The organism is Pantoea sp. BS_8, from assembly GCF_041954965.1.
Classification (GTDB): Bacteria; Pseudomonadota; Gammaproteobacteria; order Enterobacterales; family Enterobacteriaceae; genus Pantoea; species Pantoea stewartii.
Map to the genome: position 1 here is coordinate 14,407 of NZ_JAVAXU010000012.1, position 22,330 is coordinate 36,736.

The window sequence follows — 22,330 nt, forward strand, 5'->3', positions numbered from 1 at the left end:
ATACCTCAGTCTGATCCCGACCAGCTCTGCAACCGTTGTCTTACGTCGTTTTCATCTGGATAATACAAAGCGAATTCTGTGCCAACTTTATTTCTTTGCACAAAATCGCGCTGTCATGCACCTTTTTGTCATAAAAGACGTGCACCATGATAGTTGCACTGCACTTTTTATGTGCATTGGCGTTGAAAATGAGCACCATTGTGGTGCGAAACATCATTGCAGTGCAATTTTTGCACGGCTATTAGTGCGATTTTGCGACAATGCAATAAACTTTCAGTGAAAAGTGTGATCGTGTTCAGTCTCCCGCTTAATCCGTGTACAATACCGCGTTATTTCTAATGCCTGAGGCAAAAAAGCTGTGATCGAAAATTTGCGTAACATCGCCATCATCGCGCACGTTGACCATGGAAAGACCACCCTGGTTGATAAACTGCTGCAACAGTCTGGTACTTTTGATGCCCGTACTGAAGCCACCGAGCGCGTGATGGACTCCAATGATTTGGAGAAAGAGCGTGGGATTACCATCCTCGCAAAAAATACCGCCATTAAATGGAACGACTACCGTATCAACATCGTTGATACCCCAGGACACGCCGACTTCGGTGGTGAAGTTGAACGCGTAATGTCTATGGTGGATTCGGTACTGTTGGTTGTAGATGCGATGGATGGCCCTATGCCGCAAACCCGCTTCGTTACCAAAAAAGCGTTCGCGCATGGTTTGAAGCCGATTGTGGTTATCAACAAAGTTGACCGCCCTGGCGCACGTCCTGACTGGGTTGTTGATCAGGTGTTTGACCTGTTCGTTAACCTGGATGCAACGGACGAGCAGCTCGATTTCCCTATCATTTTCGCCTCTGCGCTGAATGGTATTGCCGGTCTGGATCACACCGACATGGCTGACGATATGACCCCGCTGTATCAGGCAATCGTTGACCACGTTTCACCTCCACAGGTTGAAGTAGAAGCGCCGCTGCAGATGCAAATTTCTCAGCTGGACTACAACAACTATCTGGGCGTGATCGGTATCGGCCGCATCAAGCGCGGTAAAGTGAAGCCTAACCAGCAAGTCACCATCGTAGACAGCGAAGGCAAAACCCGTAACGGTAAAGTGGGTAAAGTGCTGACTCACCTGGGGCTGGAGCGTATTGACAGCGACCTGGCAGAAGCGGGCGACATCATTGCGATCACCGGTCTGGGTGAACTGAACATTTCTGACACCATTTGCGATCCGCAGAATGTGCAGGCGCTGCCAGCCCTGAGCGTGGATGAGCCAACGGTAACCATGTTCTTCAACGTCAACACCTCACCGTTCTGCGGTAAAGAAGGTAAGTACGTGACCTCACGTCAGATCCTTGAGCGTCTGAACAAAGAACTGGTTCACAACGTGGCACTGCGTGTGGAAGAGACCGAAGATGCTGACGCGTTCCGCGTATCGGGCCGTGGTGAGCTGCATCTGTCTGTACTGATCGAGAACATGCGTCGTGAAGGTTTCGAACTGGCGGTATCCCGTCCGAAAGTTATCTTCCGCGAATTCGAAGGCCGTAAACAAGAGCCATTCGAGAACGTGACGCTGGATATCGAAGAAACGCATCAGGGTTCCGTTATGCAGGCCATGGGCGAGCGTAAAGGCGACCTGAAAAATATGGATCCAGATGGCAAAGGCCGCGTACGTCTTGACTACGTCATCCCAAGCCGTGGTCTGATCGGTTTCCGTAACGAATTTATGACCATGACATCAGGTACAGGTCTGCTGTACTCCACCTTCAGCCACTACGACGATATTCGTCCGGGCGAAGTGGGTCAGCGTCAGAACGGCGTTCTGATCTCTAACGGCCAGGGTAAAGCGGTAGCGTTCGCCCTGTTCGGTCTGCAGGATCGCGGTAAGCTGTTCCTGGGCCATGGCGCGGAAGTTTATGAAGGCCAGATCATCGGTATTCACAGCCGTTCTAACGACCTGACCGTGAACTGCCTGACCGGTAAGAAGCTGACTAACATGCGTGCCTCCGGTACTGACGAAGCCACCACACTGGTTCCACCGCAGAAAATGACGCTGGAACAGGCGATCGAGTTCATTGATGATGACGAACTGGTCGAAGTTACGCCTCTGTCAGTGCGTATCCGTAAACGTCACCTGACTGAGAACGACCGTAAGCGTGCTTCACGCGGCGGTAAAGACGCCTAATCGCGTAATAATAAAGCCCCGTTTTAACGGGGCTTTTTTTTGTCCGGGGTTTTGCCAGCTCAGTTAAATCCAGTCTAAACCAGCCTGTAACTTCTTCTTTGTCCCCTTCCCACTTTGTCCTGTCGTACCTTAATTTAAAGTGTGTAATTTTCTCGTCCGGGCCGCCTGTTCAGGCCGCACTTTTACCGCTAGAGTGAATGATCCAGGGAACCAAAGGAGGCACCATGCTGTATATCTTTGATTTGGGCAATGTGATTATCGATATCGACTTTAACCGCGTGTTGGGCGTCTGGAGTGACCTCAGCCGCGTACCGCTGGCATCGCTTCAAAGTCATTTTCAAATGGATGCGGCTTTTGAGCAGCATGAGCGCGGTGAAATCAGCGATGAAGCCTTTGCAGAAGCCTTATGTGAAAAACTGGAGATTGCGCTGAGCTATGAACAGTTTGCTGCGGGCTGGCAGGCTATCTTTGTGGGGGTGCGTCCGGATACGCTGGCGCTGATGAATCAGCTACGCCAGGCGGGACATCGGGTGGTGATATTGTCGAACACCAATGCACTGCATTGCACCTTCTGGCCGACCCAGTATCCTGATGTGCAGCAGGCGGCTGACAAGATTTATCTGTCCCAGGAACTGGGCATGCGTAAACCTGAAGCCCGCATTTATCAGCACGTACTGGATGCGGAAGGATTCAGTGCCGATCAGGCCGTCTTCTTCGACGACAATGCCGCCAATATTGAAGGGGCACGCGCATTAGGCATTACCAGCGTGCTGGTGACCGACAGTAAAACCGTGCCCGACTGGTTCGCGGGTCAGCCTTAAGCCATGAAGTTACATCGTTTTCGCCCCAGGTTTCATGCCTTTTGGCTGTGGCTTAAGCTGCTCTGGAAGCGTATTGATAATGATGCCATGACGACACAGGCGGGCAATCTGGCCTTTGTGTCGCTACTGGCGCTGGTGCCGCTGATCGCCGTAGTTTTTGCGCTGTTTGCCGCGTTTCCTGTGTTTTCTGATATCAGCGTCCAGCTTAAAAACTTTATTTTTGCCAACTTTATGCCTGCTGCGGGAAACACGTTGCAGCGTTACCTTGAGCAGTTTGTGGCTAACGTGCACCGCATGACCGCAGTGGGCGCCGTGGGGCTGATTGTCACGGCGCTGCTGTTGATGCATTCTGTCGATTCGGCTCTGAATGCTATCTGGCGCAGTCATAAAAAGCGCCCGCTGGTCTATTCCTTTGCCGTCTACTGGATGATATTGACGCTTGGGCCGTTGCTGGCTGGTGCCAGTTTAGCCATCAGCTCTTACCTGCTGTCGCTGAAATGGATAAACGTGACGGGAGTGACCAGCCTGGTCGATCAGACGCTGCGTTTCTTTCCCTTGCTTCTGTCGTGGCTGTCATTTTGGTTGCTGTACAGTATTGTCCCGACGCAGCGGGTGCCTTCTCGCGATGCGCTGACGGGGGCGCTGGTCGCCGGGTTACTGTTTGAACTGGGGAAAAAGGGGTTTGCGCTGTATGTTACGATGTTCCCGACGTATCAGTTAATCTATGGCGTGCTGGCGGTGATCCCCATTCTTTTCCTGTGGGTGTACTGGACCTGGTGCATCGTTTTGCTCGGTGCCGAAATTACGGTTACCTTAGATGACTATCGCCAGTTCAAACGGCAGGAAAGAGAAAAAGAACGAGAGGACGGATGATTGCTTTAATTCAACGCGTTCAGCGTGCCAGCGTCAGCATTGATCATGCGGTCGTGGGTGAGATCGGGCAGGGATTATTAATTCTGTTAGGCGTTGAAAAAGGTGATGACGAAAAGCGCGCTGAACGACTGGCGGAGCGCGTACTGGGCTACCGTATTTTTAGCGATGAACAGGGCAAGATGAACCTGAACGTCAAACAGGCAGGCGGAAGCGTGCTGGTGGTATCACAGTTCACCCTGGCTGCCGATACGCAAAAGGGCATGCGGCCCTCTTTTTCCGGTGGCGCCGCGCCGCAGGAAGCGGAGCGGTTATATGAGTATTTCAGCGCGTGTTGTCGCCGTCATGATGTCACGACCGCCAATGGCCGTTTTGCTGCCGACATGCAGGTTGCTCTGGTCAACGACGGTCCGGTGACGTTCTGGTTACAGGTATGACGCCTCATTTCGCACGGCTTAGCCTCGGCAACCCCGCATCAGAACGAGAGAACCATTTTATGTATCATCTTCGTGTGCCACAAACGGCGGAAGAGCTGGATATGTATTATCAGTTCCGCTGGGAAATGTTACGAAAGCCGCTGCATCAGCCTCAGGGTTCTGAACGCGATGCCTGGGATGCATTAGCGCATCATCAAATGGTGGTGGATGAACAGGGCAATCCGGTTGCGGTAGGACGGCTCTATATCAATGCTGATAACGAAGCGGCTATCCGTTTTTTGGCCGTTCATCCCACCGTACAGGGCAAAGGCCTCGGCACGCTGGTGGCGATGACGCTGGAGTCCGTTGCGCGTCAGGAAGGTGTGAAGCGCGTGACCTGTAGCGCACGAGAAGATGCGGTGGCGTTCTTCGCTAAACTTGGCTACCTGAATCAGGGCGAGATTACCGCACCGCAGACGACGCCGGTGCGCCACTTTCTGATGATCAAGCCGGTCGTCACACTGGACGATATTCTGCACCGTGCGGACTGGTGCGGGCAGTTACAACAGGCCTGGTATGAGCACATTCCTCTGAGTGAAAAAATGGGCGTGCGCATCCTGCAATATACCGGGCAGAAGTTTATTACCACCATGCCGGAAACCGGCAACCAAAATCCGCACCATACGTTGTTTGCCGGAAGCCTGTTTTCACTGGCTACGCTCACCGGCTGGGGGCTGATCTGGCTGTTACTGCGGGAGCGCCATCTGGGCGGCACCATTATTCTGGCCGACGCGCACATACGCTACAGTCGTCCGATTACCGGTAAACCCGGTGCTATTGCCGATCTTGGCTCACTGAGTGGCGATCTTGATCGCCTGGCGCGCGGACGCAAAGCCCGTGTTCAGCTTGAAGTGCAGCTGTTTGGCGATGATGAGTGTGGCGCGGTATTTGAAGCGGTTTACATCGTGTTGCCGGTGGATCCCGACGGACCACTGGAAGAGGGCGGCTCCGGCGCGCGTATCAATTAAATCACAGGGCCGCTATTGCGGCCCTGTGTGCGTTAGCGGACCTGTCCGGCCTGCATGCTCTGCTGTAGCTGCTGGCTGTCTGTGGTTACGGACAGTGTCGCGTTAACCGACGGGGCCAGCGGCTGATTCGCTTTCAGTGAGGCGTTCAGGCGCAGCTGCAAATTGCTGTCACCCTGCAAGGGAAGCGCCGGCCAGCCCCAGTTTTGCAGAACATTAACGGGCACGCCGCGTCCCGTCAGGTTCAGGCTGACAGGTCGATCAGCCTGCTGCCCTATGGTCGCCGTGCCTTCCAGCAACCCTTTACCACTAAACGCACTGAGCTCTGTCACCTTAATTTGTTGTTCATCAGCCTCCAGTGCGACAGAAGGATGACGTAAATCGGTACGATTGAAGGTCGACTCCGCCGCGTTCAGACTCAGCTTACCTGACCAGATTCCCCATTGATGCTGACGGGCCAACTGCAGATTTTCGCCGCTGCCATCCAGTGAAGTGAGCTGGAAAGGGAAGGCCGGATTAATATCGATCAGTAAATTGCGGTTCGAGGTAAAGCGCGTCACGGTTACGGCATCCAGCCAGTCAGGCAGGGCATCCTGCCATAACGCCCGCCAGTTCTGAGGCAAGGTATATTCCAGCCCGGCCACCGCCAGATTATTCAGCGTTAACCGTTTATCCTGACGTGACCAGTTGCCGTCAGCCCGGATAACGCCATTGGCCCAGCGCGAGCTGAACTGCGTCAGGGCAATCCCCTGAGGCGAGAAATCCATGTTGATGATGGGATCGTTAAGTTCGAAGCGCCCGTTAATAAAGTTACCGGCATTCATGGCCAGCGATCCGTCCTGGCTCTGCCAGTCCCGGCCCTTCCAGCTCAGATTTTTCAGCGTCAGATCGAGATCGGTCACCGCCCAGTCAGGGCCCTGGAGCCGGGCATCGGTAATATCAACCCGGTTGAGCGTAACTGAGGGTACTTCTTCAAACGGTTTCAGGAAATCGACAAGCGTATGCGCCGTTTGCAGACGGATATCGTTCAGACGCAGTTGATTAATCTTCCAGTTACCCTGCGCGTCGCGCTCACCGTTACCGGTCATTGAACCGCGTGCTAAGTCCGCCCCAATGTTGCTAAATACCATGCGGCCCTGGGACACATTACCCTGAATCAGCACGTTTTCACCGTCAACGCTGTTGAGCGTCATCCTGGCCGCGCTCATCTGGAACTGCGCATCACGACCCAGCAAATCACCGGCCTGCGGATGCCAGGGCACAATGCCGCCATTCACCTGCTGTGCCGCCAGCGGTAGCGCTGAGGCAGGGCTGTCGATGCGCATGTTGTTTAACTGCAGGCGGTTTGCCTGCATGGGCAGTGCGCTTTTGTTCGCCAGGTTAGCAAGGTTTACCTCGCCGTCGCGTAATTCTATGCTGGCAAAATGAAACGGATCGCTGAACTGTAACAGGGCGATGCCAAGGTCGACGCGTTTGGCCACCAGTACGGCAGGTTGGCCGTCATGACCAAAGCTGAAGTCATCCAGAATAATGTGCGTAGGTGAAGAAAAATTGTGCTCAATTTTGCTCAGCGACAGATGCCATTCTGTTTTATCACTCACCCAACGGCTAAACCAGCCCGCGCCCCACTGAGTTTGCAGCAGAACATAGACGACGATCAGCGCAAACAGCAGCAGTAACAATAAGGTGAGGAAAAACTTTCCTATAAATTTCATCGTATCCTTCCCGGGTTCAGTCCGCTGAAAGGTTGTTATGCCTGAATTATCGTTATAGCTCAACCGCCTGGATGTAAATCAGCCGAAATAGCAGGCGGGTTGCCGCCTGCCTTGAACGTTACTTTTCGGGTGGGAAGATAAGATTCAGCACAATCGCGGTAATCCCACCCGCAGCGATACCGGAAGAGAGTAACGTTTTCAGCCAGTCGGGTGCAAATTGCAGAATCAGGGGCTGCTGGGAAACACCGAGTCCTGCTGCCAGCGACAGCGCGATAATCATGATAGCCCGGCGATTCAGCTGCTCCCGGGAAACGATACGGACACCGGATGCGGCGATTGTGCCAAACATCACAATCGTAGCGCCGCCCAGCACGGGCTCAGGAATGTGCTGTACCAGTCCGCTCACTGCCGGGAACAGTCCCAGCAGGATCAGCATCAGCGCGACAACAAATCCCACGTAGCGGCTGGCAACGCCTGTCAGCTGAATCACGCCATTATTCTGGCCAAAGCAGGAGTTAGGAAAGGTATTAAACAGGGCAGATACAAAAGAGTTCAGGCCGTTTGCCAGCACACCGCCTTTCAGGCGCTTCATGTATAACGGGCCGCTGACCGGCTGTTCAGAGACATCCGAAGTGGCGGTGATGTCCCCAATGGTTTCCAGCGAGGTCACCATAAAGACCAGCATCAGCGGGATCAGCAGATTCCAGTCAAATCCCAGGCCGTAATAGAGCGGAGTGGGGAACGCCACGATCGGCTGTCCGGCAGGCGTGCTGATGGTGGGTAGCATGCCCATTGCCCAGGCCAGCAGGTAGCCTACCGCCATCGCAATCACCAGCGACGCAACGCGCAGATAGGGGTTTTTCTGGCGATTCAGCAGGATAATCACCACCAGCACGGCACCGGCTAACAGCAGATTTTTCGGCGCGCCGAAGCTGTGATCGTTCATCGCAGCAAACCCGCCGCCGATGGAGGTAAGGCCGACCTGAATCAGGGATAAGCCGATAATCATCACTACAATACCTGAGACTAACGGCGTGATGATGCGGCGTGCCAGATGCAGCACGCGCGACAGCACCATTTCCGTACAGGAGGCTACCATCAATGTACCAAACAGCGCCGCCATCATTGTGGGTACGTCCGCGCCACCATTTTTCAGCGCCATTCCCCCCATAATCAGCGGCGTGACAAAGTTAAAGCTGGTGCCCTGAATGGAGAGTAACCCTGAACCGATCGGTCCCCAGGTTTTGATTTGCAGTACCGATGCCACACCGGACGCGAACAGGGACATGCTGATAATGTGCTGTGTATCCTGCGCCGGTAAACCGAGCGCCTGGCAGATGAGCAGCGCGGGCGTGATCACCGCAACAAACATCGCCAGAAGGTGTTGTCCGGCTGCAAACAAGGTTTGCGTTAGCGGCGGACGATCTTCCAGGCGATAGATCAGTTCACTTTTACTGGCGGTGGTGGGGGCTGGTTGCTGTGTGGTCGACATCGTCATGGTTCCCAAAAAAAGTGAGGCGATTGTAATCGTCCCCGGATCAAAAGCAAACGTTTGCTCACGGTTGCAAAAAAAGGTCAGGCGTTGCTGTAGCGGCCGGTTTCGGGCAGCCAACGCTCAATCAGCGCCTGCGCCTGCTCAGGATAATGTTCGTGAATATGACGAGCGACGCGCTGGACTTCAGGGATCATGGCCTGATCGCGCAGCAGATCGGCAACTTTAAACTCCGCATTACCGGTCTGGCGCGTTCCCAGTAGCTCCCCCGGACCGCGAATCTCTAAATCATGCTGAGCAATCACGAAACCGTCATTGCTGTCACGCAACACCTGCAAACGCTTCTGGGCCGTCTTGCTCAGCGGCGCTTTGTACAGCAGAACACAATGAGAGGCGACCGCGCCACGTCCTACGCGGCCACGTAGCTGGTGCAGTTGCGCCAGGCCAAGTCGCTCCGGATTTTCAATAATCATCAGGCTGGCGTTCGGCACGTCCACACCGACTTCAATGACGGTTGTGGCAACTAACAGCTGGATTTCGTTGGCTTTGAAAGCCTGCATGACCGCCAGCTTCTCCGCTGGCTTCATACGGCCATGAACCAGCCCGACCTGCAAATCAGGCAGCGCCACTTTGAGTTCTTCCCATGTGGCTTCCGCAGCCTGAGCTTCCAGCAGGTCTGACTCTTCAATTAACGTACAGACCCAGTAAGCCTGACGGCCCTCGTGACAGGCCTTTTGCACACGCTCAATGATCTCATTACGACGACTGTCAGGGATCGCTACGGTGGTCACTGGTGTTCTGCCTGGCGGCAGCTCATCAATGGTTGAGGTATCAAGATCGGCGTAGGCGGTCATGGCCAGCGTGCGCGGGATCGGCGTCGCTGTCATGATGAGCTGGTGGGGATGAAAACCCTGCTCTTCTCCTTTTTCCCATAATGCCAGTCGCTGATGCACGCCAAAGCGGTGTTGCTCATCAATGATGACCAGCGCCAGCCCGTTAAACTTCACCTGCTCCTGGAACAGGGCATGCGTGCCGACCACCATCGCAACCTGCCCGCTGGCAATCGCCTCTTGCTGGGCCTGTCGCGCTTTGCCCTTTTGTTTGCCCGCCAGCCAGCCGACCTCAAGGCCAAGCGGTGCCAGCCACTGGCGAAAATTATTGGCGTGTTGTTCAGCCAGTAACTCTGTAGGTGCCATCAGGGCCACCTGCTTACCGTGGGCGATAACGTTCAGCGCGGCGAGCGCGGCAACCATGGTTTTACCTGAACCGACGTCTCCCTGTACCAGGCGCAGCATGGGGAAGTCATTCGCTAAGTCTTTTTCGATCTCTGCGACAACGCGTTTTTGGGCTGCCGTGGGGGAAAACGGCAGGGCGGCCAGTAACCGGTCACTTAATGTATGCCGGGCAGGCATCGGCAGGGCGTAATGGCGCTGTGCGCCGGCCCTGACGGCCAGCATACTGAGGTTATGCGCCAGCAGTTCTTCCAGAATCAGCCTGCGCTGTGCGGGATGCTGCCCACTCTCGAGCTCGCTGAGTTTGAGGTCCGGCGGCGGGCGGTGCAGCGTGCGAAGGGCTTCAGGCAGGCTTAACAGCCCGCCGCTTAACGCCTGCGGCAAAAGTTCTGTGATGGCACAGCTATCCAGCAGGGTTAAAGCCTGATCGGTCAGGCTGCGCAGGGTCGCCTGACGAATGCCCTCGGTCGTGGAATACACGGGCGTCAGCGTTTCTTCCAGCGTGACATGGCTGTGCTCGCCCTGTACGCGGTATTCCGGATGGATGATTTCTGCGCCGCGCTGACCGCGTTTGATTTCGCCGTAAGCGGTGACGCGTCGGCCCGGTGCGAGGCTGTTTTTCATGCCGGCATTGAAGTTGAAAAAGCGCAGCGTTAAAACGCCACTGCCATCACCGATCTGACAGACCATCATGCGCCGACGGCCAAAGGTGATATCGGTATGCAGGACTTCGCCTTCCACTGTCGCCCAAATGCCGGGCAACAGGTCGTTAATGGCATATAACTGCGTACGATCTTCATAACGCAGAGGAAGGTGAAGCAGTAAATCCTGAATGGTGTGCAGGCCGATTTTAGCCAGCTTTGCTGCCTGACTGGCGCCGACGCCGGTCAGGGTACTGAGCGGGATGGCATCCAGCAGACGGCCTTTCATTTCTGACGTCTGCCCGTTGACTGCATGGCGGCCCACCAACTCTCATCGGCTTCAATGTCACCCTGCGCGTTAATATGGGGATAAGGCATCCGCTTATGTTTTGCCACGCGCGCCAGAACGGGATAGCCGCCCTCAAACAGCAGACGCTGTTGCTCTTTCTCTGCCAGGAGGCTGGACTGACGACGGTACATGCCAGCATTCTGCCGCTGGCGCTGGGCTTCATACAGAATCAGGGCAGAGGCAACGGAAACGTTAAGCGACTGTACCATACCCACCATCGGGATAATGATATGGTGGTCGGCCAGCGCCAGGGCTTCATCGGTAATGCCCGTTTTTTCCTGACCCATCAAAATGCAGGTAGGTTTGGTGTAGTCAATCTCACGAAAATCCACAGCATCCGCCGACAGGTTCGTCGCCAGTATCTGCATGTCTTGCGTTTTGAGGTGGCTAATCGCGTCGCTGATTGAGCGGTGCGTTACTACGTTTACCCAACTGTTGCTGCCAGCCGAGGCTGAGGCCTGCGTTCGCATGCGTTGGCCTGGCCATACGGCATGGACTTCATGGATACCGACAGCATCCGCGGTGCGAATGACAGCAGAAACATTGTGCGGCTTATGTACCTGCTCCATGCAGACGGTAAGGTCGTGCTGGCGCAAGGCCAGCATTTCCTGAATTCGGGCAAAACGTTGAGGATTCATGCACTAGTTACGGTTGCGGTGAACTTTAATCACATCCGGCATCACACGGATTTTACGCATGATATTGGCCAGGTGGACGCGATCGCGTGCGGTCAGACGAATAAAAGCACTGTAAACACGGCCATCGCGTTCTTCCGTATTCAGGCTCTGAATATTGGAGCCCGCCGTATTGATGGCGGCCGTCAGGTTGGCCAGTGCGCCCTGGTGGTTAAACATATCCACCTTTATCTCTGCGACAAACTCCTGCTCTGTAACTTTATCCCACTCCACAGGCATGAATTTTTCGGGCTCTTTTTGGTAGCCACGAATATTGCGACAGGATTCATGGTGAACGACCAGGCCCTTGCCCGGGCTGACGTGGGCAACGATAGGATCGCCTGGAATGGGGCGGCAGCATTTTGCAAAGGTAATGAGGACGCCGTCTGCCCCTTTAATCGGCAGCTTGCCTTGTTTTTTGTTGTTGAGCGCGCTGGTGTCGGTCTGCAACAGGTTCTTGGCGACGACCACGCTCATGGCATTACCCAAGCCGATTTCGGCTAACAGATCGTCCAGTGAGGTCAGCTTCATCCGATCAAGCTCCTGCTTGATGTTTTCGGCTGGCACCTCCGCCAGTTTACGACTGCCACCCAACGCATGGCTGAGCAGGCGACGCCCCAGATTTACCGAGTCTTCGCGCTTCAGGTTTTTCAGCAACTGACGAATCTTCGCGCGGGCTTTGGAACTGACGACAAAGTTGAGCCAGGCCGCGTTAGGACGCGCACCAGGCGCTGTGATGATCTCGATGGTCTGGCCGCTGGTAAGCGGCTGCGACAGCGGATAAGGCTGGCGATCAACGCGCGCGCCAACGCAGGCATGACCGATATCGGTATGGACCGCGTAGGCAAAATCGACAGGCGTTGCCCCGGTTGGCAGCTCGACGATGCGGCCTTCCGGTGTAAAGACATAGATTTCATCCGGGAAGAGATCGGATTTGACGCTTTCGATGAATTCAAATGAGCTACCGGCACTTTGTTGCAGCTCCAGCAGGCTTTGCAGCCAGCGTTGCGCACGCACCTGCGCGGTTGTGCCGCTTTCACCGGCCTGTTTATAGGCCCAGTGTGCCGCCACCCCCATTTCGGCCATCTGATCCATATCTTCGGTACGGATTTGCACCTCAACCGGCACGCCATGCGGCCCGATCATAGAGGTATGCAGCGATTGATAGCCATTAGCCTTGGGGATAGCAATGTAATCTTTGACCCGGCCCGGACGCGGCTTATATAAGCTGTGCATCTGGCCCAGTACGCGATAACAGGTATCCAGATCTTTCACGATGACGCGAAAGGCATAGATATCCATGATCGAGTGAAAACGCTGCTCTTTCAGCGTCATTTTTCGGTAAATCGAGTAAAGGTGCTTTTCGCGACCACTTACCCGGCAGGGAATACCGGCTTCCTGCAAACGACCGTCGATTTCAGAGAGGATTTTTTGAATCATCTCTTTACGGTTGCCGCGGGCCGCTTTCACGACCTCTTTAATTACCCGAAAACGGTTCGGATAGAGCGCTTCAAAACCCAGCTCTTCCAGTTCCGTTTTAAGGTGATGAATACCCAGGCGGTGCGCCAGTGGGCTGTATATTTCCAGCGTTTCCAGCGCGATGCGACGACGTTTATCAGGGCGTAAGGACCCGAGCGTACGCATGTTGTGGGTGCGGTCAGCCAGCTTGATGAGAATAACGCGGATGTCCTGCACCATCGCCATAATCATCTTGCGGAAGTTTTCTGCCTGCGCCTCTTTCTTATCACGGAACTTCAGCTTATCCAGCTTCGAAACGCCTTCAACCAGTTCAGCTACGCTTTTGCCAAACAGTTGTTCCATGTCCTGATAGGTCGCTGGCGTATCTTCAATAACGTCGTGCAAAAGCGCGGCCATGAGGGTTTCATGGTCGAGCTTCATTTCCGCCAGAATGCACGCCACCGCAACAGGATGGGTAATGTAAGGCTCACCGCTGGAGCGTGTCTGTCCCTCGTGGGCATCACGTGATACGAGATAGGCTTGCTTGAGGCGCTTGATCTGGTCCTCAGGCAAGTATTGTTCAATCAGTTGATTGAGACTTTCAAACAGATACAAGGTTGACCTGCAGTTCGCGGTTAACGACGACCTTCAGCGATAGCGGTAACGGCCTGTAACTCAGCGGCTTCCTGCTCTTGCTGCTCCTGACGATCACGCACATCTAAAATCTGATTGGTGACCAGACCTTCTTCGATTTCGCGCAATGCGATAACGGTCGGTTTATCGTTCTCTTCCGGAACCAGCGGATCTTTGCCGCCTACCTGCATCTGACGTGCACGACGTGCAGCGACCAACACCAGGTCAAAACGATTACCAACTTTTTCTACTGCGTCCTGAACGGTTACGCGTGCCATAGGTGTGCTACTCCACAGATGAAGAAATGACTCGGCATCATACTGAAACTGGGTTCAGACTGCCAACAGTTTGCTGATTAAAGCATCATGGCGCGCTTTCTGGCGGGCCATGCGCAGACGTTCTGCACGAATAATGGTCTTCAGATCGGATAAGGCCAGATCAAAATCATCATTCACAATTAAATAATCGTATTCGCCATAGTGGCTCATTTCGGCCACGGCTTGTGCCATACGACGGGCAATCACCTCTTCGCTGTCCTGACCGCGGCCGCGCAGGCGACGATCCAGCTCTTCTTTAGAAGGAGGCAAGACAAATATACTGCGCGCGTCGGGCATTTTAGCGCGAATTTGCTGTGCGCCCTGCCAGTCAATATCAAGGAAAACATCGACGCCGGTTGCCAGCACCTGTTCGATCGCCTTGCGCGACGTGCCGTAGTAGTTATCGAAAACTTTCGCGTGTTCAAGGAAAGCATCTTCCGCAATCATTTTTTCAAACTCATGCTTTTGCACAAAGAAGTAATGCTCACCGTGCGCTTCACCGGGGCGCATGCCGCGAGTGGTGTGCGAAACAGACACTTGCGTATCGTACAGCGGCTGCGTTTTTAACAGTGCCTGAATAAGGCTGGATTTTCCTGCGCCGCTAGGAGCAGAAACAATATAGAGCGTACCTTGGGCCATGATGTTCTTGAATTGATTAATTGCGGAGTCGATTTCCTGCACAGTATACACGGCTTCCCCGCGCCACGCAGCGTTTGCACCGCCCTCATCACGAAAAGTTTATGCGGGGTGCGCCGCAACCACTGTTTCGCAGGCTGTAAAGACGTATTCAATTTCCAGGAGGCGTTCCAGAACCGGGAAGCGGGGCTGGCTGAACCGGCTGTTTTGGCGGTTGAATATCCTAAACATCAGGAGGTCAGGGATGAAAGGATGCTTAGCCGCCGGGCTGCTCATAACAGCCAGCACATTTTCCGCGTTTGGGGCGCTGTGCCCGACCTGGACGCCGGGTCGAGCGGCAAAGGAGATTGACCATTTACAACAACAGCTCCGGCAGTGGGACGCGGCGTATTATCAGCAAGGCCATTCACCCGTGGCCGATGCCGACTACGATAGCCTGCAGACGCGGCTCAATCACTGGCAACGCTGCTTCAGGACGGGTGAGAAAGAGGATGTACCGGTATTGCCCAACGATGGCACGCGCTGGCATCCCGTTGCGCATACTGGTGTCAAAAAGGTTTGGGATAAGCGTGCTTTAGGCTATTGGATGCAGCCACGCCGGGATCTCTGGGTGCAGCCCAAAGTCGATGGCGTGGCCGTTTCGCTGGTCTATCGGCACGGGAAACTGGTGTCATTCATCAGTCGTGGCGACGGCTTACACGGTGAGGAGTGGGTCGAAAAAGCCAGGCTGATCCCTGCTATTCCGCTGGAGATTGACAGCGATGAAGAGAGCGTGGTTTTACAGGGCGAACTCTTTTTGCAGATGACCGGTCATCACCAGGCGGTTGACGGCGGGAAGAATGCCAGGGCTCTGGTCGCAGGCGCAATGTTGCGTAATGACGCCACAACGCTTTTGACACAACTGGGCATTTTTATCTGGGGATGGCCTGACGGACCAGATGCCATGCGGGAAAGACTGACGCGTTTATCGGATTGGGGGTTTAGCCTTGCCCGTCAATGGAGTCAGCCTGTTCAGGATGAAGAGGACGCGGCTGAATGGCGCGAGCGCTGGTTTCACGCGCCACTGCCTTTTGTAACCGATGGCATTGTTGTGCATCAGACGGCCCGGCCTGCAGGCAAATACTGGCGGCCCGGTGAAGGCGAGTGGGCTGTCGCCTGGAAATACCCGCCTCCTGAGGTCAGCACTGAGGTCCGTTCCGTTGATTTCTCAATCGGGCGAACGGGAAAAATCGCGGTCGTACTCAACCTGCAACCCGTTCAACTGGATGACAAAATCGTCCGGCGAGTCAGCATCGGCTCACTAAAACGCTGGCGAGAGCGGGACATTATTGCGGGCGACCAGGTGACGGTCAGCCTTGCCGGACAAGGCATTCCACGTCTGGATCGCGTTATCTGGCGCGTTGCGCAACGTGACTATCCTGAGCCGCCTCAGACGGATCGTTTCACGTCGCTGAGTTGTTATATTTTGGCACCGCAGTGCCATCGTCAGTTACTGGCGCGCCTCAGTTGGTTGAGTCAAAAATCGGTGCTGAATATTGCGGGTGTGCAACGCAGCACCTGGCAACGGTTACTGGAAACGGGTTTGATTACACATCTGTTTGCGTGGCTGGCCTTAACCCCCGAACAGATCGCGACAGCAGCGAGTATTTCACCCGAAAGAGCGCAGCAAATCTGGCATCAATTCAGTTTGACCCGTCAACAGCCTTTGCGCCGCTGGGTTAGCGCGTTAGGGGTGGCGTTGCCGCAAAAGGCGCTACTGTCATTGGCCGACGGCGACTGGGAGAGTGTTCTTGCCCGGGATAAACAGGCCTGGCAATCTCTGCCGGGCGTTGGCGCACGCCGGGCAGAGCAGATTACGGCGCAGTTTCAGGATGCCGGGCTCAGAGCGTTAATCCACTTTTTGCAGCAGCAGGGCATTCCTTCTTCATCAATGCTCAGGATGAGGGTAATTGAAGATGGGCAGCCCGAGACGGAATCTCAGCGCCAGCAGACGCGCAAAGAAGCCGAAGAGTAAGGTGATAATCACCACTGCTTCATGCGGCAGCGGCGTTTTCAGGAGCAGGATATACATCCAGCCTGCTGCAAAAGCGATGCCGGCATACAGCTCTTTTTGGAATACCAGTGGGATGCGGTTACAAAACATATCGCGTAAAACGCCGCCAAAGACGCCTGTGATCACGGCGCTGATTGCGGCGATGATCATGGCGTGGCCTGAGTCCAGTGCCACCTGCGCGCCAATAATCGAAAATACCACCAGGCCCAGCGCATCCAATACCAGAAACACCTTGCGCAGGTGCGTCATTAGCGGTGCCAAAAAAGTCGTTACTACAGCGGCAGCGGCCACGATCATGATGTACTCAGGATGTTTGACCCAGCCAAGCGGATAGTGCCCCAGCAATATATCGCGCACGGAGCCTCCGCCTATCGCGGTAACGGAAGCAATGATAATGACGCCGAACAGATCCATTTTACGGCGACCTGCGGCAAGCGCACCCGTCATCGCCTCGGCGGTGATCCCAATAATATAAAGAACAGTAAGTAACATAGCAGGCTCCAGGAAGACGGCGGCAAGGCTACGCCACTGACAAAAACGGCGCGACTGAGTTTTTCTGTTATTAAGAGTTAAAGTATTAGTAAAAATTATGCGGGCAAGAGTAATGCCTTTATTATCAAAAGGCTGTATCGGTTTTTACACGGAGACGAATTAAAAAACGTCGTGATGCGAATTTTTCGCCGATATGACGCCAGCCTGTTTACAACGTTGAACCCTTGCCCGTCGGCGACATTATGTGGTGACAGACAGAGAAAGCAAACCACGCAAAGCAGAGCATGGGGACCTGTCCGTGGGCTAAATGCGGGGGGAAGTAAGGTGAGAATAAGGATAAAGAGGACAACAACGCACACAGAAGGTGTCTGAAATGAAAAGTGGTGGGGTTTTATTGAGGAAAACGTACCGGTTAACAGCACGTTTTCCTGCTTTTACCGTCGGGCTGATTCCAGCCAATAGCGGTTTGTCAGTGCTTCATATGAAGCTGAAAGAACGCTTTCAGGTTGAAGTCATAGTCGGGTCGAAAACATTTACGACCATAAAAGCAATACGTCAGCATTCTCACTGATGCCATTGCCAGATAGCCCCATAAAGCACATAAAACGGAAGGCGCCAGCCATAGGGTCAATAGTGTAATGATCAGGCCGATAAATACAGAGGCGATCTCGCAAAAAGCGATATCAGAGAATTGCTTTTCACGCTGCATCAGGGCGCGATAAGACTGGCCCTGAGGAATAATAATAAAGATGACCGATGCGATTTCAACAACCCTGGCCACCTCGGGTAGCCCAAACATATGTTCAAGCATAAGACCGCAAGTAAAAAGGGCAGAAAAAATGACCAGGCCCATGAATATATTGCCCCAGTAAAGCACGGACAGCGTTTTTACTGGCAGCGGTGCATATCGAATCAACGTATTGGAAAAACCACGATCGGCCAGTGTGTCAATAACCATCAAGCCTGTAATGACGACCGCCAGCAGATTATAGGTATCGGCCTGCAGGACTTTTCCCAATACTGAAAGTTGTAACACACCCATACTCAGCATTTTGACCGATGAAAGAAAAGGCCACTTGACGTTTTCCAGATTTATTTTTCGTGTTGTCATTTTTTTCTCGCCGGGCAGAGTAGTAGGGCGCTGCGCCGATGAGTATTCATCAGGACCGCGCTGGCATTACTATAATTTAATAAAGTAAATTTTTATCTTTATAATGAGCTGTGTGTTAAAGCATACTGCTAATAATGAACGTTCCCCTGGTGATGAATTTCCCCTGTTGTCATTATTATTATCCGTTCATTTTAAATTGCTTAAATTTTCCGGCGGAAATAATGTTCGCCGGAAATGTCATGCTGTTATGTTTTGAATAGCTTTGCTGTGTGCAGATGATTTATAGCGCGTTTTATGAAAGTTAACATCATAAGGAAAATCTGATATGTGATTTGACTAAGGAAATAATATTCATCATTTACAGCATTATTTGCACAGGCCTTATCACAGCGTTCTCTTTTTTTGTTTTTTCGTTAAGTCTGGAAACTGAAGCAATACATGAAAAAAATAAAAAAACGTTAAATAAGCCGTACATACACGGGTTCGCCCGTCATTCTCCAGGATTTTTCCCATACAGCATGCTTAAGCAAGGGCAAATAATAACCGAAGGGTAAGCATTCAGACCCGATATACTGCTAATGCATGTTGACTGCGAAAATATTTGTAATGCGTACGATTTATGGCTCAGTCTGGATCTGAGTTCGGGCTAAGAAGGCGAACAGAGCCCGTGGCAGGGAGGCAGGATTATCGCGGTAATAGTGAAAACAGGCCGTCAGAAGGAAGCCTCCAAATTAACAGAGAGGTCTGTCACACGAAAAAGCAGGCCGAAACCTGCTTTATGTCTGTCTATACGTAAAGAGAGGCTTCGCCAGGCGGACGCGTTTTGAAGCGGCGATGTAGCCAGAGGTATTGCTCAGGCGCTCGCATGATTTGGTTCTCAATCACTTTATTCATATAAGCTGCGGCTGCGGCTTCATCCGCATGCGGGTAATTTTCCAGAATCGGTTCAATAATCAGCTTATAGCCATCATTGCCAGGATTACGAATCAGCATAATTGGAACCATAGCGGGCTTAGCCAACCGGGACAACACATAGGTACCGTTGGTCGTCGCGGCTTTTTCTACAGCAAACAAGGGGGCAAACGTACTGCCTTTGGGACCGTAATCCTGGTCTGGCGCAAACCAGACAGATTCACCTTGTTTCAGCGCCTGCACCATCCCTCTCAGATCGCGACGGTCTATCATCGCTTTATTCGAACGCATACGGCCTCTGGTCTGTACGTACTCCATCGCGTGGTTATTATGGGGACGGTACATTGCCATCATCGGCTGACACAACCCGCTGATGCGACCACCCAGCTCCAGCGACATGAAATGGATGCCGATGAGCATTACGCCACGACGCTCATTCTGGGCTGAGTAGAGGTTCGACAGGCCCGAGACGTTGAACAGACGTTTAACGGCATGGTCTGGCCAGAACCAGGCGATACCCGTTTCCATCAGTGCCATGCCGAGAGAGGCAAAATTTCCCGCAATCATGATTTCTTTATCTTCGTCGCTGATATCCGGAAAGCAGAGTTCAATATTACGGCGCGTAATGCGCTCTCTGCGCTGAAGAAAATGGCGGGAAAGCCGGCCGGCACCTGCGCCAAGTCGCATCAGCACAGGATAGGGGAGTTGAACCAACAGCCAAAGAATGCCAAGACCAAACCATGTAAACCAATAGCGGGGATATAAAAGGGAACGACTAAACTGCCTGGTGTTTTTCATTATAAACCTTAAGGAAGTAATGGATGTAGCGCAAAAAGACCCATTCCTTAAGTTCTCAAGCGGTACAGCTGTACTGACTACGACCCACACTTTATCAAAAAGTGCCTTAAAGCACAGGAAGCGTCAGTTACAGCGAGGAATAAAATGAGGGATTGACAGCGTCATAATCAGAAGAAAGATAGCGCTTTTTTTATTTAAATTATCTATAAAACAATAGATTGTATTTTTATGCTTTTAACAGGCGATGCAAAGAGAGCAATAAAAATTAGGACGGTTCTGCAATAAAAAAATGTACTCTTTTCGAAAAACTTACATTCCATTGGGGCGAAAGTTGAAAAATTGAACAGGAATTTGGCTGTCATTGGTAAAAGGTAAAATAACGGAGATGACAATCGCTTCTGCGCCAGTCATCTCACCTTATGAGAGGCATCCTGTCCTAATCATGTTATTTGACCTTATCCAGAGGCGGGTTTAGCCGATAAGCCGTACCCATTAAAATAACGATAAAGCAGCGTTAATTGTAGCTGACCGTCATCATTTTAACGTTACCAGTTTGCCTGACCTGCACCGTGCCAAGTTTATAAGGCATGGGTTGCTGGGCATTGTTCAGACTGACCTTATTAATAACGGTCTTTCCTCCTCGTGTGCAGCTTTGCTGTATCTGGTTGGGCGCAATCAGCGTGTCGCAAGGACTTTCGACAATAGCGCCCCTGAAGTTAATTTGTCCACTTGTGGCAAATGAAAGGGGTGATAGCATGAGTAATGCGAGTAAAACGGCTGATTTTTTCATAATGGCGATCTCAGGTGGGGGTTACTTAAATAACGGCAATCCTTATTAAAACTTTAGTCGAATAGGTGTATTTGTTTCCTTTCTGTTGTTATTTTATTCACAATTGTGATCGCGCCGCGATTTGAGAAAGACGTCCACGCATCGCCTGAAATAGTGGCACGGTTATTTTTTTAACGGACTGGGCCTTTTATTTGCCTGAGCAGGCTGTGACGGAGAGGGGGAAAACGGGTAGATATATAGCCTGCTATTTTTTTCAAAGTGAAATATTTAAACCAGCTATAGAAAAATCAACGCCTCGGTAGTTTTGTTAAAAAATGCCTGACATCATCTGACTGGCAATGTTTTCATCCTTATAAAACGGGCTAATTTCAATAAAGACTGACAACGTTAACCGAATCAAGCGATTATTGTTATGTACCTGTTTAATGGCTAAAAAAATAAAAGAAGTCCGCATCTACGCGGACTTTTTCTGGTAAGGTTGCCAAATGACGACAGATAGCCTGATTACTCAATATTCTGAATCTGAGTGGTGTTATTTTTATATTTGTTTGATTTTTATGTTTTTTTTAGTTTGTTTCTTTTTTTGGTACAGAATTTGGTACATTTTGTTAACTCCTCCTCAATTTAAATTTGTGTGATCTTGCATTATGAAGATTGTTAAACTCATCTAATTGATAGTATGATTTACGTACACCAAAAAATTAAAAATATTAGTTATCTCTTCTGGAGGGACGGATGCCTTTAGACATAGCCTATTCAATTGAAGTTGAGGATTTTATAGATCCTGATAAAGCCTATGATTTGTATTGGTCAGGTGTTATTAGGGATAATAAAGCTTTTGTTTGCCCCGGTACCGACTGTTTAGCTCAAGTTACGTGTGCAAATTTATACGTTGAGTCGCAAAATATGAAGGTGGTACCTCACTTTAGAATTTATGGTGCACATAGCCAAGATTGTGAGATTTTTAATCAAAAAAACGTTTCATTTATACAAGAACCTTTAGCTACTCAGAAAAAAGAAAGAAATCCTATCAGTTCAGCAACAGTAGATAAGTTTATATTAGCAAGGCCTGAATCTTATTATGACTTGGATACTAAAAATAAAAGTGTAAATCTTGCTGAAAAACAAAAACGAGTAAGAGCAAGAAAAGTTGTTAAGTCTGCTGAATTAAGGAAAACTGGATTCATTGGGAATATCTACTCTGTACGAATGATTGTTAGTAGATACATTAGATATTCTAAGGATGGGACCATTGATCATAGATTTATAAATATAAAAGGAAAGGATGTTTCTTTTAAAAGTTTTTTAAAGCTAATAGCTAAGCAGAAAATACCCTCTCTTCCTTCATATGAGTTGGTTTATCATGGCTGGGCATACATAGATAAATATGAACTTGGCTATAGAGTTAAGTTTATAAACTCTTTAAAAAATGACAATGGAGAAGATTTGATCACTTCTTTTTTTATTTATGATGACCTTATTGAAAAATATGAGATAAAAAACTTAGTAATTAGCAGGATAAGGAAAATCGTAGGTTTGCCAAGACCAAAGGCGTATGTTTTTATTTATGGAAAACCTCAAGTGGTTCAGTCTAAAAAGCATGGAAAATACTATGCTAACTTTAAAGTTAGTAATTTAGATTATATAGATGTAAATATATCTGCTCCATTCTAATATATAAGGAAAGCTTATTTAAGAAGCTTTCCTTCATTA

At 51.5% G+C, this 22,330-nt stretch carries 18 protein-coding genes; 7 read left to right on the forward strand and 11 right to left on the reverse strand.

The features are described 5' to 3' along the window. Positions 1 to 358: 358 nt before the first annotated feature. From typA to fabY, 5 genes are all read left to right on the forward strand, one after another. Positions 359 to 2,182: a ribosome-dependent GTPase TypA gene (gene typA / locus RAC65_RS18495; protein ID WP_006121332.1), complete on the forward strand. Its 1,824-nt coding sequence runs from the start codon at positions 359 to 361 to the stop codon at positions 2,180 to 2,182. Positions 2,183 to 2,406: 224 nt separating this feature from the next. After that, positions 2,407 to 3,003: a glucose-1-phosphatase gene (gene yihX / locus RAC65_RS18500; protein ID WP_006121333.1), complete on the forward strand. Its 597-nt coding sequence runs from the start codon at positions 2,407 to 2,409 to the stop codon at positions 3,001 to 3,003. A 3-nt stretch (positions 3,004 to 3,006) separates the two neighbouring features. Then, positions 3,007 to 3,876 (forward strand): virulence factor BrkB family protein, encoded by an 870-nt coding sequence (locus RAC65_RS18505; protein WP_033738033.1) that lies wholly within the window; start codon positions 3,007 to 3,009, stop codon positions 3,874 to 3,876. Then, a complete protein-coding gene (gene dtd, locus RAC65_RS18510; RefSeq protein ID WP_006121336.1) occupies positions 3,873 to 4,310 on the forward strand; it encodes a D-aminoacyl-tRNA deacylase in 438 nt (145 codons plus the stop codon). Before RAC65_RS18505 ends, dtd begins: the two co-directional genes overlap by 4 nt. Positions 4,311 to 4,369: 59 nt before the next feature. Continuing rightward, positions 4,370 to 5,317 (forward strand): fatty acid biosynthesis protein FabY, encoded by a 948-nt coding sequence (gene fabY, locus RAC65_RS18515; RefSeq protein WP_172912711.1) that lies wholly within the window; start codon positions 4,370 to 4,372, stop codon positions 5,315 to 5,317. Between the two features lie 32 nt (positions 5,318 to 5,349). Here fabY and RAC65_RS18520 read toward each other — a convergent pair whose 3' ends face one another. The 7 genes from RAC65_RS18520 to gmk all read right to left on the reverse strand — a co-directional run bounded on the left by RAC65_RS18520 (position 5,350) and on the right by gmk (position 14,464). Then, complete coding sequence (locus tag RAC65_RS18520; protein WP_033738039.1) at positions 5,350 to 7,029, reverse strand: AsmA family protein; 1,680 nt, start codon at positions 7,027 to 7,029, stop codon at positions 5,350 to 5,352. A gap of 118 nt (positions 7,030 to 7,147) precedes the next feature. Further along, on the reverse strand, positions 7,148 to 8,521 hold the full coding sequence (locus RAC65_RS18525; protein ID WP_369974392.1) for an NCS2 family protein: 1,374 nt from the start codon (positions 8,519 to 8,521) through the stop codon (positions 7,148 to 7,150). A gap of 83 nt (positions 8,522 to 8,604) precedes the next feature. Further along, a complete protein-coding gene (gene recG, locus RAC65_RS18530) occupies positions 8,605 to 10,683 on the reverse strand; it encodes an ATP-dependent DNA helicase RecG (RefSeq protein WP_375097021.1) in 2,079 nt (692 codons plus the stop codon). After that, entirely contained in the window at positions 10,680 to 11,381 is a 702-nt protein-coding gene (gene trmH / locus RAC65_RS18535) for a tRNA (guanosine(18)-2'-O)-methyltransferase TrmH (RefSeq protein WP_006121342.1), read from the reverse strand. The genes recG and trmH overlap by 4 nt, the downstream gene beginning before the upstream one ends. A 3-nt stretch (positions 11,382 to 11,384) precedes the next feature. Then, the gene (gene spoT, locus RAC65_RS18540) at positions 11,385 to 13,490 is read right to left on the reverse strand and encodes a bifunctional GTP diphosphokinase/guanosine-3',5'-bis pyrophosphate 3'-pyrophosphohydrolase (protein ID WP_006121343.1); all 2,106 of its coding nucleotides are present in this window, start codon (positions 13,488 to 13,490) and stop codon (positions 11,385 to 11,387) included. A gap of 20 nt (positions 13,491 to 13,510) precedes the next feature. Beyond that, positions 13,511 to 13,786 (reverse strand): DNA-directed RNA polymerase subunit omega, encoded by a 276-nt coding sequence (rpoZ, locus tag RAC65_RS18545; RefSeq protein WP_003851346.1) that lies wholly within the window; start codon positions 13,784 to 13,786, stop codon positions 13,511 to 13,513. Positions 13,787 to 13,840: 54 nt separating this feature from the next. Next, positions 13,841 to 14,464: a guanylate kinase gene (gmk, locus tag RAC65_RS18550; protein ID WP_006121348.1), complete on the reverse strand. Its 624-nt coding sequence runs from the start codon at positions 14,462 to 14,464 to the stop codon at positions 13,841 to 13,843. A 241-nt stretch (positions 14,465 to 14,705) separates the two neighbouring features. On the opposite strand from gmk, the gene ligB reads away from it, so the two are divergent. Beyond that, a complete protein-coding gene (gene ligB, locus RAC65_RS18555) occupies positions 14,706 to 16,475 on the forward strand; it encodes an NAD-dependent DNA ligase LigB (protein ID WP_375097022.1) in 1,770 nt (589 codons plus the stop codon). On the opposite strand, the gene RAC65_RS18560 is transcribed toward ligB, so the two are convergent. The 4 genes from RAC65_RS18560 to RAC65_RS18575 all read right to left on the reverse strand — a co-directional run bounded on the left by RAC65_RS18560 (position 16,389) and on the right by RAC65_RS18575 (position 20,617). Beyond that, positions 16,389 to 17,006 (reverse strand): trimeric intracellular cation channel family protein, encoded by a 618-nt coding sequence (locus RAC65_RS18560; RefSeq protein WP_006121350.1) that lies wholly within the window; start codon positions 17,004 to 17,006, stop codon positions 16,389 to 16,391. The two genes, ligB and RAC65_RS18560, sit on opposite strands and share 87 nt — an antisense overlap. A 469-nt stretch (positions 17,007 to 17,475) precedes the next feature. Continuing rightward, positions 17,476 to 18,117: an oligosaccharide flippase family protein gene (locus tag RAC65_RS18565; RefSeq protein WP_375097023.1), complete on the reverse strand. Its 642-nt coding sequence runs from the start codon at positions 18,115 to 18,117 to the stop codon at positions 17,476 to 17,478. 786 nt (positions 18,118 to 18,903) lie between these two features. Then, the gene (gene lpxP / locus RAC65_RS18570) at positions 18,904 to 19,827 is read right to left on the reverse strand and encodes a kdo(2)-lipid IV(A) palmitoleoyltransferase (RefSeq protein ID WP_205955831.1); all 924 of its coding nucleotides are present in this window, start codon (positions 19,825 to 19,827) and stop codon (positions 18,904 to 18,906) included. A 514-nt stretch (positions 19,828 to 20,341) separates the two neighbouring features. Next, positions 20,342 to 20,617 (reverse strand): hypothetical protein, encoded by a 276-nt coding sequence (locus tag RAC65_RS18575; RefSeq protein ID WP_033738047.1) that lies wholly within the window; start codon positions 20,615 to 20,617, stop codon positions 20,342 to 20,344. A gap of 735 nt (positions 20,618 to 21,352) precedes the next feature. On the opposite strand from RAC65_RS18575, the gene RAC65_RS18580 reads away from it, so the two are divergent. Next, on the forward strand, positions 21,353 to 22,291 hold the full coding sequence (locus RAC65_RS18580) for a hypothetical protein (protein WP_375097024.1): 939 nt from the start codon (positions 21,353 to 21,355) through the stop codon (positions 22,289 to 22,291). Positions 22,292 to 22,330 lie beyond the last annotated feature (39 nt).

What these genes read in the sequence shown, in the direction of transcription:
- yihX (WP_006121333.1), top strand. Translation starts at nt 2,407, where the DNA reads ATGCTGTATATCTTTGATTTGGGCAATGTGATTATCGATATCGACTTT.
- RAC65_RS18505 (WP_033738033.1), top strand. Translation starts at nt 3,007, where the DNA reads ATGAAGTTACATCGTTTTCGCCCCAGGTTTCATGCCTTTTGGCTGTGG.
- dtd (WP_006121336.1), top strand. Translation starts at nt 3,873, where the DNA reads ATGATTGCTTTAATTCAACGCGTTCAGCGTGCCAGCGTCAGCATTGAT.
- fabY (WP_172912711.1), top strand. Translation starts at nt 4,370, where the DNA reads ATGTATCATCTTCGTGTGCCACAAACGGCGGAAGAGCTGGATATGTAT.
- RAC65_RS18520 (WP_033738039.1), bottom strand. Translation starts at nt 7,029, where the DNA reads ATGAAATTTATAGGAAAGTTTTTCCTCACCTTATTGTTACTGCTGCTG.
- RAC65_RS18525 (WP_369974392.1), bottom strand. Translation starts at nt 8,521, where the DNA reads ATGTCGACCACACAGCAACCAGCCCCCACCACCGCCAGTAAAAGTGAA.
- recG (WP_375097021.1), bottom strand. Translation starts at nt 10,683, where the DNA reads ATGAAAGGCCGTCTGCTGGATGCCATCCCGCTCAGTACCCTGACCGGC.
- trmH (WP_006121342.1), bottom strand. Translation starts at nt 11,381, where the DNA reads ATGAATCCTCAACGTTTTGCCCGAATTCAGGAAATGCTGGCCTTGCGC.
- rpoZ (WP_003851346.1), bottom strand. Translation starts at nt 13,786, where the DNA reads ATGGCACGCGTAACCGTTCAGGACGCAGTAGAAAAAGTTGGTAATCGT.
- gmk (WP_006121348.1), bottom strand. Translation starts at nt 14,464, where the DNA reads ATGGCCCAAGGTACGCTCTATATTGTTTCTGCTCCTAGCGGCGCAGGA.
- ligB (WP_375097022.1), top strand. Translation starts at nt 14,706, where the DNA reads ATGAAAGGATGCTTAGCCGCCGGGCTGCTCATAACAGCCAGCACATTT.
- RAC65_RS18560 (WP_006121350.1), bottom strand. Translation starts at nt 17,006, where the DNA reads ATGTTACTTACTGTTCTTTATATTATTGGGATCACCGCCGAGGCGATG.
- RAC65_RS18565 (WP_375097023.1), bottom strand. Translation starts at nt 18,117, where the DNA reads ATGACAACACGAAAAATAAATCTGGAAAACGTCAAGTGGCCTTTTCTT.
- lpxP (WP_205955831.1), bottom strand. Translation starts at nt 19,827, where the DNA reads ATGAAAAACACCAGGCAGTTTAGTCGTTCCCTTTTATATCCCCGCTAT.
- RAC65_RS18575 (WP_033738047.1), bottom strand. Translation starts at nt 20,617, where the DNA reads ATGAAAAAATCAGCCGTTTTACTCGCATTACTCATGCTATCACCCCTT.
- RAC65_RS18580 (WP_375097024.1), top strand. Translation starts at nt 21,353, where the DNA reads ATGCCTTTAGACATAGCCTATTCAATTGAAGTTGAGGATTTTATAGAT.